This window comes from Terasakiella sp. (assembly GCF_048267425.1).
Lineage (GTDB): Bacteria > Pseudomonadota > Alphaproteobacteria > Rhodospirillales > Terasakiellaceae > Terasakiella.
In genome coordinates, this window is sequence record NZ_JBLWXN010000014.1 from 1 (window position 1) to 16,808 (window position 16,808).

The following is a 16,808-nucleotide window of genomic DNA, read 5'->3' on the forward strand; positions in this document are numbered from 1 at the left end:
TCAGGAGCAGCGCCCCGTCGGTGAAGCCGGGTTATAAAGACCTCAAACCACCCTGTAAACACCTTTTTTCAAAAAAAACGAAAAAACTCATTAATTTCACATAAGCTATTGAATTTAAAGAATATAATCTTTAGCGCTAAAACCACTCCACACGGTGCAAGAATTAACAAAAGGTTACTTTTTACCGTATATCCCATATTCCCTCTCATATGACGCAGGAATCAGCCGCCCGATGATATACAAAGTGTCATATCTTTATTCTTCTATTGATAGAGATCATGGGCGCCGCTTTTTTTCTGGTTTAGAAACCCTTCCTTAATAAAGCCTCATTAGAATAAAACCCAAGGGATTCAATGGATCGAATCCACTTGACAACTGAGCCTTGTACACTCATTGTCCTTGACTGTTTTGTGACACAAGGCCAATGACGGGGCTTTATATATAAAAGATAAACGACTGTCGGACGCCAATGATTAAACGATCACACAGGGGATTTCGAAACATGATACGCCGCCGCTTACCTTTGACGGCCATCATCTCTTCAAGCTTGATCGCAGGTGGGCTCTTTATGCTCGATCTGCCACAAAGCGAAGAGACACCGCAACTTCGCTTGCAGGCACCGGTTACACAGACAGCCCATGTCGAAACACCGACAGTAACAGTCGGGTCCATCGCCAATGCCGCCATTCAGCAAACACCGACAAGTGAACCGCGCAAGCAACTTCCTGAAAGTTATGTGCGTACACTGGAAGTCGGTAGCGGTGATACGCTGATGAAAATTTTGCTGGAGGCCGGCATCAACCGAGGTGACGCCTATACAGCTATTGAAGCGTTGCGCGAAGAATACGACCCCCGTCGTTTGCGTCCAGGACAAAAGATCGAAGTAACCTTCCAGCCCGGCTTACATGAAGATATGCCGCACAGCTTTGAAGAAATGCGACTGAACACCGGTTTTAATCATAATGTATATGTCTCACGCGAAACCGGCGGCGTTTATAAAGCCCATGAAGAAGTCAAAGATCTGGTCACCACATTGCGCCATGCAGAAGGCACAATTGATTCCAGTCTCTATGTTGCCGCAACCGATGCTGGCTTACCGGCTTCTCTTTTGATGGAATTTATCTTTGCCTACTCCTTTGATGTCGATTTCCAACGTGACATTCAAAAAGGCGACCGTTTCCAGATCATGTATGAAGAAGTCGCCACAGAAGACGGCAAACATAAAAAAGTCGGCAATATTTTATTTGCAAGCCTGAAGACCGGTGGCCGTGCATTACCGATTTATCGCTATGAAGATAAAGACGGCCGAGTTGCCTATTATGATGACCAAGGCAAAAGCGCACAAAAAGCCCTGATGCGGACCCCGATCAATGGCGCACGTTTATCATCCGGTTTTGGCAAGCGACGCCACCCGATCCTTGGGTATTCCAAAATGCATACCGGTATTGATTTTGCGGCCCCGTCCGGCACACCAATCTTCGCAGCCGGCGACGGTGTCCTGGATTATGCCGCACGCAAAGGCGGTTATGGCAAATACATTCGTATCCGTCATAATTCAGAATATCAAACCGCTTATGCCCATATGCGCGCTTTCAAAAAAGGTATGTACAAAGGCAAACGGGTGAAGCAAGGCGATATCATTGGTTACGTCGGCACAACAGGTCGTTCCACCGGCCCACACCTTCACTATGAAATCATCAAAAATGGTCGTAAAACCAACCCATTACGCGTTCGTATGCCTGCCGGAAAGAAACTAGCGGGTCAAGAGCTGGATCGTTTTCTTGCGGTGAAAAGCAAATTCGAAACAGAATATGCAAAATTGGCACCGACAACTTCTATTGAACGTCTAGCCAGTGCCGAGTAGGCCCGAGGCAATCTGATAGTTCACATCAATAAGCCCCTGAAGCTTTTGCGGATGGGGCTTTTTTGCGACATCATAACATGTACGATCCACATAAAGACTGAGCGAAAGCAGATTCGTACGGATATCCTCGCTCAAGTGATGGTTCGGTTCTTTCAGGTCCGCCTGCACAATGGTCCAGAGCTTACGGGTATAATCCAGAGCTTCCATCAACAGTCGGCGATTGCCATCAAATTCCTGTGCCTGTTTTAAAAGCTGAACGGCTTTCATAAAGGATTCGCCTTCCAGCGCACGTCCTTTCAAACCGTTTTTATGGGTTTGCTTGTAAGCATCGTATCCGGTTTTAGTCATTCAAAAATACGCTTAAAAAAGTCCCAGAAGCAGGCTTTCACCTTGCGCTAAAATCTTCTGTCCCTGAAAAGACAAATCACTGCGCACTTGCGCGGCCAACAATGTTGCTGCATCTTCATTCAAATCAGCATTGACCAGTTTGTCGACACCATCTTGCAGAATATTGCTTAAATCATCGGTGAAGTTTTCACGCACATTGGAAATAGCGATATCAACCGCATAATCAGATTGCGTACTGCGCACCTGAGAAACCGCACTGTTGACCGAGGCGATTGCCGTGTCGATATCACTCAGTGTCGCAAACCCATTATAGTCGGCATTGGCATCACCGATATTGAGGTCACTCACCGTATTGGATGCGATTAGATTTTTACCGAGAAAAGTTGCGTCACCAACCAAATTGTTAATCTGATTTCGAACTTCATTAAACTGATCGGAAAGTGCTTGGCGTTCCTGTGCAGATTCAGCTGATTTCGCAGCCAGTGCGATCCCTTCCAACTGTTTTCCGAATTTTTCAACCGTATCCAAACCCAGAACCGAGGCTTGGTACCCCCCTTGTTCCAGTTGAAGCGCACCTTTTGCATTCCCAAGATCACTTACACGATCAATAAGGGCCTTGGCACGAAAATAATCGGCAGGGTCGTCATTGGGCTGACTAACACGCAAGCCTGTCGAAAGACGATTCGATCTTTCACGACTGACTTCCGCAATATTTTGTGTATTGCGGACATTGCGGCTAAAAGCTGTGCTTAGAAAGCTGACTTGTTCGACCATCACTTCATCTTTCACCTAATTCGTACCATTAGAATAGCAGAATTAAACAAAAAACATAAGTGATGGCCGTCACAGAGCCTTAAAGGTCGGCGGCACTGCGCCCATTTAGGGTCAAGCCTGCATCATCCGCCCCAATTTGTACGGTCGTTCCATCCTGAATACGTCCTTCCAACATCAAAACAGCCAAAGGATTCTTCAAAGATTTTTGGATCACCCGTTTTAAAGGACGTGCCCCAAAGGCCGGATCATATCCGGCATTGGCCAACCAATGCAGGGCATCTTCGTCCAGTTCCAGCACGATTTTGCGATCACTTAGCAAGCTTTCCAGTCGTTTCAACTGAATATCGACGATACCCGCCATATGTTCGCGGAACAGGCGGTGGAAGAGAATCACTTCATCCAATCGGTTATAAAATTCCGGTCGGAAGGACGCGCGCACCACCTCTAAAACCTCTTCGCGAATTTCGGAAGAATCATGTCCTTCTTCCTGTGCGGCCATAATTTCGGCCCCTAAATTCGACGTTAGGATAATCAGAGTATTTTTGAAATCGACTGTACGGCCCTGACCATCGGTCAAACGTCCCTCATCCAATACTTGCAATAAAATGTTAAAGACATCGGGATGTGCCTTTTCAATCTCGTCAAACAGAACCAATTGATAGGGACGACGGCGCACGGCCTCGGTCAAGGCACCGCCTTCTTCATATCCGACATAGCCCGGGGGCGCACCGATCAAACGGGCAACGGCATGTTTTTCCATATATTCAGACATATCAATGCGCACCAACGCATTTTCATCATCAAACATGAATTCTGCCAAGGCTTTGGTCAGTTCTGTTTTCCCAACCCCAGTCGGCCCCAAAAACAGGAACGATCCAATCGGTCGGTTAGGGTCCTGTAAGCCTGCGCGTGAACGGCGAACCGCATCAGCAACCGCTTGCAAGGCCTCGCGCTGCCCAATCACCCGTTTTGACAATTGGTCTTCCATAAGCACGAGCTTTTCACGTTCACCCTGCAACAATTTATCTACTGGCACACCTGTCCAGCGCGATACGACCGAGGCAATATGTTCTTCACGTACCGCCTGCTCCATCGTGCGTTCCTGCTGCGAACTTTCCGCAAGACGTAATTTTTCTTCTAACGCCGGGATTTCGCCATACAAAAGTTGTGAGGCTTTTTCCAGTTTGCCTTCTCGTTGGGCGATTTCAACATCAATGCGGGCCTGTTCCAAAAGTTCTTTCACTTTGGTTGCATCGGCCAAGGCGTCTTTTTCCTCACGCCATGCTTTTGTCAAGGTCCCGGATTTAATCTCAAGGTCTTCCAGTTCGCTGACAATATCTTCCAGACGATCCTGCGAGGCTTGATCACTTTCTTTTTTCAGGGCTTCGCGTTCAATTTTCAACTGAATAATACGACGATCCAACTCGTCAATTTCTTCGGGCTTGGAATCAACTTCCATACGTAGGCGAGAGGCGGCCTCATCCATCAAGTCAATCGCCTTATCCGGTAAGAAACGGTCCGTGATATAACGATTTGACAATGTTGCAGCCGCGACCAAAGCCGTATCGGTAATACGAACCCCGTGGTGCAATTCATACTTTTCCTTAATACCGCGCAAAATGGAAATACTGTCTTCCACTGTCGGTTCCGACACAAAAACAGGCTGGAACCGACGGGCAAAGGCTGCATCCTTTTCCACATATTTACGATATTCTGCCAAGGTCGTCGCACCCACACAGTGCAAATCCCCACGTGCCAAGGCTGGTTTCAAAAGGTTGGATGCATCCATTGATCCTTCGGACGCACCTGCCCCGACCAAAGTGTGCATTTCATCGATAAACAGAATAATGTCGCCATTTGCCGTGGCAACTTCTTCCAAAACAGCTTTTAAGCGTTCTTCAAATTCACCGCGGAATTTGGCCCCGGCGACCAAAGCGCCGAGATCAAGAACAAGCAATTGTTTTTCAGCCAGACTTTCCGGCACATCGCCTTGCACAATACGGTTGGCTAAACCTTCGACAATTGCGGTTTTCCCAACACCGGGTTCCCCGATCAAAACCGGGTTGTTTTTGGTCCGGCGCGATAGAACCTGAATCGCACGACGAATTTCTTCGTCCCGCCCAATAACCGGGTCAAGCTTGCCGGCAGACGCTGCTTCAGTCAAATTGCGAGCATATTTTTTCAAGGCATCAAAGTTGTTTTCTGCATTGCGTGAAGTTGCTTTTCGTCCTTTTCGCATAGCATTGATGGCACCGTTGAGATTTTGCGGTGTCACACCTGCTTCTTTCAACGCATCACCACAAGGTGTCCCTGTGGCCAAGGCACATGCAAGCAACAACATATCGGTGGTGACAAAATCGTCACCTGCTTTGTCTGCAGCTTCTTCTGCTTGTTGTAACAGTTTGGCGATTTCACTGGACAGGTAAAGATTACCCGCCCCGCTGCCTTCGACCTTGGGGATGGCGCTCAAGGCCCGTTCAATCGCTTTTTTTGCGACTTTCGGTTTTCCGCCAGCGGCTTCAATCAAGCCAAAAGCGGCCCCTTCTTCGTCATCAAGAAGGGCTTTGAGCAAATGCTCAGGTGTAAAACGCTGATGGTTTTCTCGCAAAGCCCCCTGCTGGGCAGCTTGCAGGAATCCTTGCGCACGTTCAGTATATTTTTCAATGTTCATGGTCTCAAACCTTTTATGGTGATCGACTGCTTTCCAACCCGGTCCTTCTTAAGAAGCAACAACTTGTGGGAAACCTCTGTCGGTTTAAGTTCTAAAATAGAATATGTCTCAAGCGTTGCATTGCGCAAGGTATGTTTTTCTGGCAAAGTTTACAGCGAATTAGAATAACCTTAAAAATGCTTATACGAGGCTCAACATGTTTCACAAAACACTTGCAGTTTGCACCATCGGCGCCACTTTTCTCGCCCTTTCAAGCGCCTATGCGCATGACGGGGCAACGGGTGTGATCAAAGAACGCATGGACCTGATGAAGATCATCGGCAAAAATACAAAGATGATTGCACCCATGGCAACAGGGGGCGCGGATTTGGATATGAAAGCCGTTGCCGCAGGGGCAGCAGCCATTTCGGAAGCCGCCAAACAGGTTGCAAGCAAGTTCCCTGAGGGTAGCCTTTCCGAAGAATCTGAAGCCAAACCAAATATCTGGACAGATTGGGCAAAATTCAGTGGCCTGATTGAAAGTCTCGCCGCAGATTCTGCTGTCCTTGCCATGTCCGCCTCCAAAGGCGATGAAAGTGCAATTTTACCGGCGTTTGGTAAAATGACCGGCAACTGTAAAACCTGTCATACTGAATTCCGTCAAAAGAAAAATTAAGGCATACTGCCTATCATATTTTAATCACGACCAATTCGGATAGACACGATGAAACGCACCGCCCTATTCCTGATTCTATTTTGCCTGCTGGCTTCCCCGCTTCATGCCGCCGGAGATGCTGAAAAAGGGAAATATATCCTGAATATGGGCGGCTGCATTTCCTGTCACCACACACCAAACCAAAAAGATGCAGATTTAAGCGGCGGACTGGCCATTAAATCCCCATTCGGCACTTTTTACGTACCGAATATCACACCAGACCCCGACGTCGGGATCGGTGGATGGAGTGATGACGATTTCATTGCAGCAATGACCCAAGGCATTTCCCCGGACGGATCACATTATTACCCGGCTTTTCCTTATACTTCTTATACCCAAATGACGCGTCAGGATCTTTTGGACCTGAAAGCCTACCTTGATACGGTAGCGCCGTCTAAAAATGTCGTCCCCGAACACGACATCCCCTTCCCGTTTAATATGCGGTTTTTGATGATGGGATGGAAAATGATGTTCTTTGATGAAGGAACATTTACACCAAACCCGAATAAGTCGGCCGCCTGGAATCGAGGGGCCTACATCGTCAATGGTTTGGCCCATTGCGGAGAATGTCACACGCCTCGTAATAGTTTGGGTGGCAGCGACACATCCAAAAAATTTCAAGGTAATCCAAACGGTCCTGATAAAGAAAAAATCCCCAACATCCGCCCGAAAGGATGGGAAGAGGGCGACTATCGCACCGCCTTGCGCATAGGGATGACACCGGATGGTGATTTCCTTGGCGGGTCTATGGGACATGTGATTGCAAAAACCACATCAAAACTGACCAAAGACGACTTAAACGCTGTCATCACCTATCTTATTGAATTTGAATAACCATGTCGATCCGCGCCCTAAGAACGCTGATTGCCATTGATAAATATGGCAGTTTTGCTGCAGCGTCCCAAAAACTGGGCCTGACACAAGCCGCTGTCAGTTTGCAAATCAAAAAACTGGAAGATGAATTTCAAACCGAAATTTTTGACCGCAGTGGACATAAACCGCATTTAAACACCAAAGGACAGACCTTATTAAAAGAAGCTCGTCAGATCGTCGCACAGTATGACCGTCTAAAAGGGCTCCTCCATCAAAACGAATCGTTCAGTGGCCCCTTGATTATTGGTTCCATCAACACGGTACAAGCCGCCCCCCTTCCCATCGTTATTCGTGAAATTCAAGACAGTCACCCCAACCTGCAAATCAGCATTAAAACCGGTTTATCTGCGGAATTGACACAGGCTGTTGAAGCTGGACAGCTGGATTTTGCCATCACCACCGCCCCACAAATTATTTTACCGACAACAATGATATGGCGCCCTTATTTCGACGAACGTTTTTTCGTCCTCGCCCCAAAAGATTTTGCGGAAGAGACCCCCGCCGGTTTGTTGTCAAACCATCCTTATGTCTGTTTTGACCGTCAAGCTTGGGCCGGACAAATGGTTGAACAACGCCTCAAACAAGATGGCATTGTCACGCAGGACGGTATGGAACTCGATTCTCTAGAGGCTACAATTAAAATGGCACAAGCCTCGCTTGGTGTTGCGGTTGTTTCCTTACCTGATCATCGTGCCCAGAAATTAACCCAAACGATGAAAGTCGTTCCCTTCAGCGATCCGCCACTTTATCGCAGTTTAGGATTGATGCATAAAAAGGAAAGCCCGTGGTGGTATATTATTGATACCTTCTTCCAGTCCCTACAGCATCACACCGCCGCACCGAACTTAAATTATTTTTAACAAATTCGTTAATTTTATAAACTTTTATTTAATTGATAGTTCTCGTACTACTGGCTTCCCCCTTCCCTCGTGATTTGAGGCCAGATATGCTCATCACCATCAATGCCCTTATGCCCATACTCAGCCTGATTGCCCTTGGGACATTTTTAAAGCGCACGAATTTTTTTGATCCTCACCTTTGGCCCGCTCTTGAAAAACTCAGCTATTATGTACTGACGCCTATTCTGCTGGTTTATGTGCTTTCCAGTAAAAGTCTTGATCAGATGCCTTGGAAAGAAATTGCTCTGGCGGTTGATATTCCCATCCTTCTGGCTGCTTTTGTTTTCTGGCTCAGTCGTTATCTCGGTCCGAATATCAGTGCGGAACGTTTTACCTCCCTGTTTCAGGGTGGTGTGCGTTTCAATACATTTGTTGGCTTGGCGGTTGCACAGGAACTATATGGAACACAAGGTCTTATTATCGGCGCGCTTGGTGCCGGATTTATGATCGTGCTCATCAACCTGTTATGTGTAACCACCTTTTCTATTTCCTTAAACCGGGGCACCAATATCTTCAAGACCGTCATGTCACAGATCATCCAGAATCCCCTGATCATCGGATGTGTGATCGGCCTTCTGTTAAATTTTTCCGGTTTAAACATACCGACGGCCTTGTCCAAAACTTTGGAAGTCATTGGCCGGGCCAGCCTGCCTGTTGCCTTGATGACGGTCGGGGCCGCATTACAATTTAAAACTCTTTATAAAAACAAAGGTTCATCCTTCTTTGTCGGTATTATTCAATTCTTGTTTAAACCCGTCAGTACCGCCGCTTGTTGTTACTTCTTTGGGCTTAATGGCATCACGGCAGCAACATTGATTTTATTTCTATCGACCCCTACTGCCCCGTCTTCCTATATTTTATCACGTCAATTAGGCGGGGATCACGAAATGATGGCGACGATTATCACGCAACAGACCTTGTTCGCTTTCTTATCCTTGCCCGTCACCATTTGGCTCTTGCAACATTTCATCCCCCAGTAAAAAACAAAACGCCCGATCAAAAGACCGGGCGTTTTTTTATATTCAAAAGCAGCATACGTTTAGCTGGCTTCTTTTTCCGTATCCGTAGAAGCATCCGCATCATCAGCTTTTTTACGGCGTGTGCGGGTGGTTTTCGGTGCATCGGATTTTGCCGTTGTCGTTTTACGGGTCGTTGTTCGACGCGTTGTCGTACGGCGTTTCGGTTTTTCTTCAACCTCGCCAGCCGGTTCATCTTCGTTGGACTGACTGTCCACATCAACCGGGCGAGCCAGGAAATCAGGGACCGCGTTGCTACCGCCCCCTAACTTGGGCTTGTCGTCTTCCACTTTTTTACGTATTGTCGTGCGACGGGTCGGTGCGCGGCGTTTCGGTTTTTCTTCTACCGCTTTTTCTGCTGGCTTTGGCGCAGCATCCGCCGAAGCATTGCTGTCTTCTATATCGACTTTAACGGATTTTGTGACGCGTTCAGCAACATCTTTTGTGTCGTCATTGCCATCATCTTCATCAGTTTGAACATCATCATCGGCGCTTTGCGCCTCAAAGTTTTCATCCTGTTCCGGTTTCGGCTTGGGCGCATATAAGGCTGCAATGCGACCATAATGGTCTGCATGTTGGAAAAGACTTTCCGCCAAAACACGATCACCGGCAGAAATGGCATCTTTTGCCAATTGCAGGTATTTTTCAAAAACCTGTTTGGCTGTCCCGCGAATACGTCCCTGAGGACCATTACTGTCGTAATTCTGGTTACGGTTGCCACCATGATTGTGACGGCGATTGTTGTTATGGGTATGGCCCCGGCCACGCCCACGACGATTGGTTTGATTATTGGAACCTTGTCTCATGGATCCTGATATATAAAAAGAGATAACCCATTTCCAAAACAAGGTGGATTCACCTACATCTGCTCTTCTTAGGAGCGCGACGATATTGTTTTGGAAGTCTTTGCTAAATGACGGAATACCAAGAGCCGACAGTTTCCCCGAGCGGCTTTCCAATGTGTCCGTTACAACCCCAACCTATAGAGGTTTCAGTTGTTTTCCAAGCCTTTTTTAAAGTTTTTTACGAATTATTACACATCGTTCTATTCCAGCCAGGTCTTTTGGCCTTTCCAAAACGCAAAAACCGACTTTTTCCATCAGTTCAGAAACTGCATTCCCTTGATTTATACCAATTTCCACAACCGCCAATCCATCCTCATGCAGCACGTCAACCAAGGCCAAAGCCAATTTGCGATAATCATCCAAGCCATCCGGCCCTGCAAACAAAGCGCTGTACGGTTCAAATTGCACGACTTCCGGCGCTAATATCTCTTTGTCACTCAGCGCAATATAGGGGGGATTGGATAAAATGAGGTCAAATTTTTCAGAAATGCCTGCACCCCAATCGCCAAGTCGGAAATCACTACGTGATTCCAATGCCAGATTTCGTGCATTTTCTTTCGCCACCTCAAGGGCAGCCGGGCTGATATCCACACCAAGACCGCTTGCCTGTTGATATTCAGACAAGACACTCAACAACAAACACCCCGTCCCGGTCCCCAAATCCAGAACACGCAAATTTCGCATCATATCCGGGATGTGATGCAAAACAGCTTCGATCAAGGTTTCACTATCGGGACGCGGAGTCAGCGTATCTTTCGTTACTTTAAACGGCAGGCTCCAGAATTCCCGCTCCCCTAAAATATGGGACATGGGTTCCCGGCCTTCCCGGCGTTTGAGCAACGTTTCCAGACGATCCATATCGTCTTGGGAAATATCGCGTTCCGGGTAACCGATCAGGATTTGCGTTTCCACCCCAAGCACATGACATAAAAGAAGACGGGCTTCAAAGCGGGTATTTTCAATTCCGGCTTTGTCAAGCCGTTCACAAACCATCTGTATCGCACGGGCAATCGTGGTCATAATCACCGACCTGTTTTATGAAAGTTCCGCCAATTTCTGCGCCTGATCTTCGGTAATCAAGGCATCGATCACTTCATCCAGATCACCTTGCAAAACTTCATCCAATCGATAAAGCGTCAGGTTAATCCGATGGTCGGAAATACGGCCTTGCGGGAAGTTATAGGTGCGAATGCGTTCAGACCTGTCCCCGGACCCCACTTGATTTTTACGATCCGCTGCCCGTTCCGCATCCAGTTGCTGGCGTTCGTGATCATACAATTTTGCCCGCATCATTTTCATCGCCTGATCCTTGTTTTTGTGCTGGGACTTATTGTCCTGACACTGTGTCACAAGACCGGTTGGAATATGGGTAATCCGTACCGCAGAATCGGTTGTGTTGACGTGCTGCCCGCCAGCCCCTTGGGAACGGTAGGTGTCAATACGCAAATCTTTTGCTTCCACCTTGATATCCACATCTTCGGCTTCGGGTAAAACGGCAACCGTGGCGGCGGAAGTATGAATGCGCCCACCGCTTTCCGTTGCCGGGACACGCTGCACACGATGTACACCGGATTCATATTTAAAGCGGGCAAATACGTTTTTCCCGGTAATATTGGCCGAGACTTCTTTAAACCCGCCGATACCGATTTCGTTGACATCCAACAGTTCGAACTTCCACCCCATGCGTTCAGCGTAGCGCTGATACATGCGGTAAAGATCCGCGGCAAAAAGCGCGGCTTCATCCCCGCCCGTACCGGCACGAATTTCAAGAATAGCATTCTTTTCATCAGCTTCATCTTTGGGCAGCAACATCAATTGAACGTCGCGTTCCAGTTCCGGCACGCGTTTTTTCAAATCGTGATACTCGGCTTCGGCCAGCTCTTTCATATCCGCATCACAATCCGGATCCGACAGCATTTGTTCGCACTCCGCCATTTCGGCCTGAGCATTGCGCAAGGCATTCACCGCTTCCACAACAGGTGTCAGTTCGGCATATTCCTTGGACATTTTCGTAAATTCAGACGCATTCAAAGACGAGGCATCCGACATTAACGCCGCAAGTTCCTCATGCCGGTTGACAACCTGGCTTAGCGTTTCCTGAAAACTCATTTTTTACCTTCAATCTTTCTTGAGGAAAAGTCGTTCGACAAGATCGCTTGCCGCTTCCCACTCTTTCTTTTTCTTAACAGCCGCGAGTCCACGCAGTTCTTCGCTGGGTGTGTGGAGCAAGCGGTTAATCAACAAACGGGTGGCCTTATCCGCATCATTTGGGTGCAAAACCAAGACAGCCTGACGTTCTGTTTCAAATCGATCCCGCAAAGAACTAACCAAGGGAACCGCCGTGCGTTCTTCCTTGCCCCGGAAGAAATCGTGCAAATCCTTGTCCAAGATAGAAGAAGCCGCGCGTGCTTCGGCTTCGCGTGAGGCACGGCCTTCCATCGCGACACGTTCCAGATCGTGAAGGTCATATAAAAACGCACCGTCCACATCGTTCACCGCAGGATCCACATCGCCGGGAATGCCCGTGTCGATCAGGAAAATGGGTTTATTTTTTCGGACCTGCAAGGCCTTGGATACCATATCGGCACTTACAACACGGGTCCGTTTATTCATTGAGGTCACAATGATATCGGCCTCGCAGGCCAAGCGATTACGATTGTCGAAATCATCAAAATGACAGGACAAATGTCGCGCAATCCGTTGCGCACGTCCCGCAAAGGAATGGATGCAGGTAAAATCGTTCAATCCCGATTCAATCAGGTTTTGCGCGGTTAACTCCCCCATATCGCCCGCCCCGATTAACAGACCCCGGCAACGGCTCAGATCGCCATGCAATTCCTTGGCGATTTGAACTGCAACAGACGCAATGGAAACCGGACGTTCGCCCACCGCAGTTTCTGTACGCACCCGTTTCGCCGTTCCATAAGCGGCCTGAAAAATACGTTCCAATTCCGAACCGACACTGCCAGCTTCCACCGCCAGACGATGGGCGTCTTTCACCTGCGCGACGACTTGGGGTTCCCCCACCATCAAACTGTCAAGCGAGGCGGCAACCCGAAAGATATGGCGGACGGCCTCTTCGCCTTCATGTACATACAACTGGCTTGCAATGGTATGGCTATCCAATTCGGCGCGTTCTGCCAAACGGGCAACGATCAGTTCGTGCGCGCGGGCCGGATTATGATCAACGCAATGGACTTCCACCCGGTCACAAGTTGACACCACAAGGCATTGCTCCACCCCGTCGTCTTTCAACTTATCCAGAAAGGGAATGACTTCCGGCTCGTCCAGAAACAGACGATCACGCAAAGCAAGGGAACTGGAACGATGGTTCGCCCCAATCACCAAAACTTTCGCATCACTTGAAAACAGACCAGCCATCGGATTTTCAATTACCCTTTTGCACGTTCAATCAAAGCAGGCAGTCCATCCACAGAAACCTGAACCTGATCACCTGTGTTTAAATCGCGGAACATCACCTCGCCTTCGTTACATTCCGACATCCCTACGATGATTGCAACAAAAGCATTCAGTTTATTCGCTTTATTCAAACGTTTCTTAAAATTCCCGCTATAGCCCTGTTCGACAATATAACCTTCTTGGCGTAAACGATTGGCAACCAGAAAGGCTTCATCCTGATGTTCATTTGCAGCCGGGATCACCATGATCGGGCGCGGCAATTCAACCTTGTCGTCACCCAGCATCAAAGCCAGACGTTCCACACCGGACGCCCATCCCACACCGGGAACCTGCGGCCCACCCATCATTTTAATCAGGCCATCGTAACGCCCACCTGCCAAAACCGTTCCTTGTGCCCCCAATGTATTGGTCGTAAATTCAAAGGCAGTATGGCAATAATAATCCAAGCCACGTACCAGACGCGGATTTTCCACATAAGGGACACCCAGCATATCCAGCCCACGTTTCACTTCGTCGTAAAAAGCCTGAGATGTTTCGTTCAGACATTCACCCAACAGTGGCGCATCTTTTACAATTTCCCGATCACCTTCATCTTTGGAATCGAGAATACGCAGCGGATTGGTCACCAGACGTTTTTTGCTATCTTCGGATAACTTATCTTCAAACTGACTGAGATACGCCACCAACTTTTCACGGTACGCATTACGGCTTTCGCTATCCCCCAGACTGTTCAGTTCCAGTGTCACCACATCTGCGAAACCCAGTTCTTTCAGGAAATGATATCCGGCAGCGACCACTTCAATATCGGCTTGCGGGCTATCGACACCGATCAGCTCAATCCCGACTTGGTGGAACTGACGCTGGCGCCCCTTTTGTGGACGTTCATAACGAAACATCGGGCCGTAATAAAAATGTTTAATCGGCGTTTCCTGTTGCAGCCCATTGGAAATGAACGAACGGCAAATCCCGGCTGTTCCTTCTGGGCGAAGCGTAATCTGATCGTCACCCTTGGTCACAAAGGAAAACATTTCCTTGGTTACAACATCCGATGTCTCACCAAGCGTGCGTGAAAAAACTTCGGAGAATTCGAAAATCGGGGTAAGGACCTCGTTAAAACCATAACGCTCACAGATCGAGCGCGCGGTTTCGCTCACATGACGATGCAATGCGCGCTCTTGGGGAAGGAGATCGTAAGTGCCTTTAACAGGTTGTAATCCAGCCATGATTATTCTTCTTTCTGTGCTTCGATTTGTGCAGCTTTTTGTTCAACCAACTGCACGATATGGTCAATCATTTCTTCACTTGAGGTGTTATGATCGGGTACACCACCGACATAAACTTTGTGGCTTCCGCCCCCCCCCCCGGTCAAACCGATATCGGTTTCACGCGCTTCACCGGGGCCATTTACCACGCACCCGATGATAGACAATGTCAAAGGTGTGCGAATATGTTGCAAACGTTCTTCCACAGCCGCGACCGTTTTCACCACATCAAAGCCCTGACGGGCACAGGATGGGCAGGAGACAACCTTGACCCCACGGGTACGTAAACCCAACGATTTCAAAATATGGTAACCGACTTTAACTTCTTCTACCGGGTCGGCAGACAATGAAACACGCAGCGTATCGCCAATACCCGCCCACAACAGGTTACCGATCCCGATCGATGATAAAACCGTCCCGGCCTGCAATCCACCGGCTTCTGTAATCCCAAGATGCAAGGGATAATCACAGGCTTCCGCCAAGCCTTGATAAGCTGCGACACCCAAAAAGGCATCAGAGGCTTTCACGCTGATTTTAAATTCGAAGAAATCATTATCTTCCAGAATGCGGGCATGATTGAGCGCACTTTCCACCATCGCTTCGGGGCAGGGCTCGCCATATTTTTCCAGCAGGTCTTTTTCCAGTGACCCGGCATTCACACCGATGCGCATGGAACAGCCATGATCTTTAGCCGCCTTAACGACTTCGCGCACACGCTCCGCAGACCCGATATTGCCCGGATTGATCCGCAGGCAGGCCGCACCGGCCTCTGCTGCCTCAATCCCGCGTTTATAATGGAAATGGATATCGGCAACGATCGGCACATTGACCTGTTTGATGATATCCTTCAGGGCGGCTGAGGAGGCTTCATCGGGCACCGAAATACGCACGATATCAGCACCAGCTTCTTCCATTGCCAGAACCTGACGAACCGTTGCATCAACGTCGGTGGTCAATGTATTGGTCATCGATTGCACCGAAATCGGCGCATCACCACCAACCAACACATCGCCGACACGAATTTGGCGGGACTTCCGACGGATGATATCTCTATAAGGGCGCACGGACATAGCGATCAAAGCTCATCACAATTAAACAGAATGCGCCTTATAGCTTATATTTTAGGCTAAAAAAAGGACTGATATGTCTTGGCGGTATGCAAACAGGTCAACGGGGAAAGGTTTAACTTTCCACAGCCTTCCCCGCCAATAATTTTTCCGGGTTGATCTGCACTTTACGGCGGACTTCACCGGCTTCACCAATCGAGGGCACTTTCGTACCATCCACATAGATTTCAAGTCCCCCCGCATTCCCTGTGCGCAAGATTAAACCCGGTGTTTGCGGGATTTGATATTCTTCACCTTCGTTTAAAACCTGTGTATGGATCACGTTGCCATCCGCGTCCGTGACTTGAATCCACGAATAATCAACCGCTTTCAACATCACTTTTTCAGTCATAACTTGCGGCTCAGCGGGCGCTTCATTTTCAACGGCAGGGGTCGCAGGGGTTGAGGTTTCTTCTACTTTTTCCTCAGTCACCGCGGGTGTTTCTTCCGTTTCAACTGCCGGGGCTGTCAATGTTTCAGCTTCAACCTCAGCCGAAACTGCCGCAACAGTCTCTTCAACTTTTTCTTCTACCGTTTCCACCACTTTTTCAGCAGTTTCTTCAACGACGTTTTGCGGGGCTGCCTCTTGTTCCGCTTGTTCTTGCGCTACCACCTCGTCATTGACTTTTTCATTTAGCTTGACGGTTTCAACAACTTGTTCCGTTTCTTTGGTTTCAGCCTTTGCTTTTTCCAAAGATTCCATCGCTTTTTGTGCCATATCCTGTGCGTCGGTTTCACTGACCTGCTCATTGGATACAGAAGGTGCTTGCTCCCCCATCCGCGATTCTTGTGCGGTTTCTACGGGTGCGGGCGCCTCTTCTTGCTGACCATTTTTAACACGGTCCATCATTTCAGCAAATTTAGCGGGCAGATCAGGCACCAATTCCGCAACACTACGATCTTGCGAGGATAAAAAGTACCATCCCCCATAAGCCGCCGCCAAAACAACCAGACCAATCATTATAATGGCACCGCCCGGTACGGACTGTTCCGTTACCGGAGAGGGGAACATCAATTCGGAACGCCCTTCAAGACC

Annotated in this window: 15 protein-coding genes; 5 read left to right on the top strand and 10 right to left on the bottom strand. The window is 48.4% G+C overall.

What is annotated here, in order from left to right:
• Nucleotides 1–502 precede the first annotated feature (502 nt).
• Complete coding sequence (locus ACN0VA_RS16265) at nucleotides 503–1,864, top strand: peptidoglycan DD-metalloendopeptidase family protein (protein ID WP_417822179.1); 1,362 nt, start codon at nucleotides 503–505, stop codon at nucleotides 1,862–1,864.
• Here ACN0VA_RS16265 and ACN0VA_RS16270 read toward each other — a convergent pair.
• The 3 genes from ACN0VA_RS16270 to clpB all read right to left on the bottom strand — a co-directional run bounded on the left by ACN0VA_RS16270 (nucleotide 1,847) and on the right by clpB (nucleotide 5,657).
• Nucleotides 1,847–2,212: a flagellar biosynthesis regulator FlaF gene (locus ACN0VA_RS16270; protein ID WP_417822180.1), complete on the bottom strand. Its 366-nt coding sequence runs from the start codon at nucleotides 2,210–2,212 to the stop codon at nucleotides 1,847–1,849. The genes ACN0VA_RS16265 and ACN0VA_RS16270 overlap by 18 nt on opposite strands.
• A gap of 12 nt (nucleotides 2,213–2,224) precedes the next feature.
• The gene (locus tag ACN0VA_RS16275; protein ID WP_417822181.1) at nucleotides 2,225–2,986 is read right to left on the bottom strand and encodes a flagellin; all 762 of its coding nucleotides are present in this window, start codon (nucleotides 2,984–2,986) and stop codon (nucleotides 2,225–2,227) included.
• A gap of 79 nt (nucleotides 2,987–3,065) precedes the next feature.
• The gene (clpB, locus tag ACN0VA_RS16280) at nucleotides 3,066–5,657 is read right to left on the bottom strand and encodes an ATP-dependent chaperone ClpB (protein WP_417822182.1); all 2,592 of its coding nucleotides are present in this window, start codon (nucleotides 5,655–5,657) and stop codon (nucleotides 3,066–3,068) included.
• A gap of 196 nt (nucleotides 5,658–5,853) precedes the next feature.
• On the opposite strand from clpB, the gene ACN0VA_RS16285 reads away from it, so the two are divergent.
• The 4 genes from ACN0VA_RS16285 to ACN0VA_RS16300 all read left to right on the top strand — a co-directional run bounded on the left by ACN0VA_RS16285 (nucleotide 5,854) and on the right by ACN0VA_RS16300 (nucleotide 9,103).
• The gene (locus tag ACN0VA_RS16285; protein WP_417822183.1) at nucleotides 5,854–6,312 is read left to right on the top strand and encodes a c-type cytochrome; all 459 of its coding nucleotides are present in this window, start codon (nucleotides 5,854–5,856) and stop codon (nucleotides 6,310–6,312) included.
• Nucleotides 6,313–6,360: 48 nt separating this feature from the next.
• A complete protein-coding gene (locus tag ACN0VA_RS16290) occupies nucleotides 6,361–7,185 on the top strand; it encodes a c-type cytochrome (RefSeq protein ID WP_417822184.1) in 825 nt (274 codons plus the stop codon).
• A 2-nt stretch (nucleotides 7,186–7,187) separates the two neighbouring features.
• The gene (locus ACN0VA_RS16295) at nucleotides 7,188–8,084 is read left to right on the top strand and encodes a LysR family transcriptional regulator (protein ID WP_417822185.1); all 897 of its coding nucleotides are present in this window, start codon (nucleotides 7,188–7,190) and stop codon (nucleotides 8,082–8,084) included.
• Nucleotides 8,085–8,170: 86 nt separating this feature from the next.
• Nucleotides 8,171–9,103: an AEC family transporter gene (locus tag ACN0VA_RS16300; protein WP_417822186.1), complete on the top strand. Its 933-nt coding sequence runs from the start codon at nucleotides 8,171–8,173 to the stop codon at nucleotides 9,101–9,103.
• A 59-nt stretch (nucleotides 9,104–9,162) separates the two neighbouring features.
• Here ACN0VA_RS16300 and ACN0VA_RS16305 read toward each other — a convergent pair whose 3' ends face one another.
• The 7 genes from ACN0VA_RS16305 to ACN0VA_RS16335 all read right to left on the bottom strand — a co-directional run bounded on the left by ACN0VA_RS16305 (nucleotide 9,163) and on the right by ACN0VA_RS16335 (nucleotide 16,784).
• Nucleotides 9,163–9,945 carry a DUF4167 domain-containing protein gene (locus tag ACN0VA_RS16305; protein ID WP_417822187.1) on the bottom strand — a complete coding sequence of 261 codons (783 nt, stop codon included), beginning with the start codon at nucleotides 9,943–9,945 and terminating at the stop codon, nucleotides 9,163–9,165.
• Nucleotides 9,946–10,152: 207 nt separating this feature from the next.
• A complete protein-coding gene (prmC, locus tag ACN0VA_RS16310) occupies nucleotides 10,153–11,004 on the bottom strand; it encodes a peptide chain release factor N(5)-glutamine methyltransferase (protein WP_417822188.1) in 852 nt (283 codons plus the stop codon).
• Between the two features lie 15 nt (nucleotides 11,005–11,019).
• Complete coding sequence (gene prfA / locus ACN0VA_RS16315) at nucleotides 11,020–12,093, bottom strand: peptide chain release factor 1 (RefSeq protein WP_417822189.1); 1,074 nt, start codon at nucleotides 12,091–12,093, stop codon at nucleotides 11,020–11,022.
• Nucleotides 12,094–12,102: 9 nt separating this feature from the next.
• The gene (gene hemA, locus ACN0VA_RS16320; protein WP_417822190.1) at nucleotides 12,103–13,365 is read right to left on the bottom strand and encodes a glutamyl-tRNA reductase; all 1,263 of its coding nucleotides are present in this window, start codon (nucleotides 13,363–13,365) and stop codon (nucleotides 12,103–12,105) included.
• Between the two features lie 11 nt (nucleotides 13,366–13,376).
• A complete protein-coding gene (hisS, locus tag ACN0VA_RS16325; RefSeq protein ID WP_417822191.1) occupies nucleotides 13,377–14,627 on the bottom strand; it encodes a histidine--tRNA ligase in 1,251 nt (416 codons plus the stop codon).
• Nucleotides 14,628–14,629: 2 nt separating this feature from the next.
• Complete coding sequence (ispG, locus tag ACN0VA_RS16330) at nucleotides 14,630–15,736, bottom strand: flavodoxin-dependent (E)-4-hydroxy-3-methylbut-2-enyl-diphosphate synthase (RefSeq protein WP_417822192.1); 1,107 nt, start codon at nucleotides 15,734–15,736, stop codon at nucleotides 14,630–14,632.
• Nucleotides 15,737–15,848: 112 nt separating this feature from the next.
• Nucleotides 15,849–16,784, bottom strand: a complete 936-nt coding sequence (locus tag ACN0VA_RS16335) for a RodZ domain-containing protein (RefSeq protein WP_417822226.1) — start codon at nucleotides 16,782–16,784, stop codon at nucleotides 15,849–15,851.
• Nucleotides 16,785–16,808 lie beyond the last annotated feature (24 nt).

Excerpts from the sequence above, each read along its gene's own strand:
- ACN0VA_RS16265 (WP_417822179.1), top strand. The coding sequence starts at position 503 with ATGATACGCCGCCGCTTACCTTTGACGGCCATCATCTCTTCAAGCTTG.
- ACN0VA_RS16270 (WP_417822180.1), bottom strand. The coding sequence starts at position 2,212 with ATGACTAAAACCGGATACGATGCTTACAAGCAAACCCATAAAAACGGT.
- ACN0VA_RS16275 (WP_417822181.1), bottom strand. The coding sequence starts at position 2,986 with ATGGTCGAACAAGTCAGCTTTCTAAGCACAGCTTTTAGCCGCAATGTC.
- clpB (WP_417822182.1), bottom strand. The coding sequence starts at position 5,657 with ATGAACATTGAAAAATATACTGAACGTGCGCAAGGATTCCTGCAAGCT.
- ACN0VA_RS16285 (WP_417822183.1), top strand. The coding sequence starts at position 5,854 with ATGTTTCACAAAACACTTGCAGTTTGCACCATCGGCGCCACTTTTCTC.
- ACN0VA_RS16290 (WP_417822184.1), top strand. The coding sequence starts at position 6,361 with ATGAAACGCACCGCCCTATTCCTGATTCTATTTTGCCTGCTGGCTTCC.
- ACN0VA_RS16295 (WP_417822185.1), top strand. The coding sequence starts at position 7,188 with ATGTCGATCCGCGCCCTAAGAACGCTGATTGCCATTGATAAATATGGC.
- ACN0VA_RS16300 (WP_417822186.1), top strand. The coding sequence starts at position 8,171 with ATGCTCATCACCATCAATGCCCTTATGCCCATACTCAGCCTGATTGCC.
- ACN0VA_RS16305 (WP_417822187.1), bottom strand. The coding sequence starts at position 9,945 with ATGAGACAAGGTTCCAATAATCAAACCAATCGTCGTGGGCGTGGCCGG.
- prmC (WP_417822188.1), bottom strand. The coding sequence starts at position 11,004 with ATGACCACGATTGCCCGTGCGATACAGATGGTTTGTGAACGGCTTGAC.
- prfA (WP_417822189.1), bottom strand. The coding sequence starts at position 12,093 with ATGAGTTTTCAGGAAACGCTAAGCCAGGTTGTCAACCGGCATGAGGAA.
- hemA (WP_417822190.1), bottom strand. The coding sequence starts at position 13,365 with ATGGCTGGTCTGTTTTCAAGTGATGCGAAAGTTTTGGTGATTGGGGCG.
- hisS (WP_417822191.1), bottom strand. The coding sequence starts at position 14,627 with ATGGCTGGATTACAACCTGTTAAAGGCACTTACGATCTCCTTCCCCAA.
- ispG (WP_417822192.1), bottom strand. The coding sequence starts at position 15,736 with ATGTCCGTGCGCCCTTATAGAGATATCATCCGTCGGAAGTCCCGCCAA.
- ACN0VA_RS16335 (WP_417822226.1), bottom strand. The coding sequence starts at position 16,784 with ATGTTCCCCTCTCCGGTAACGGAACAGTCCGTACCGGGCGGTGCCATT.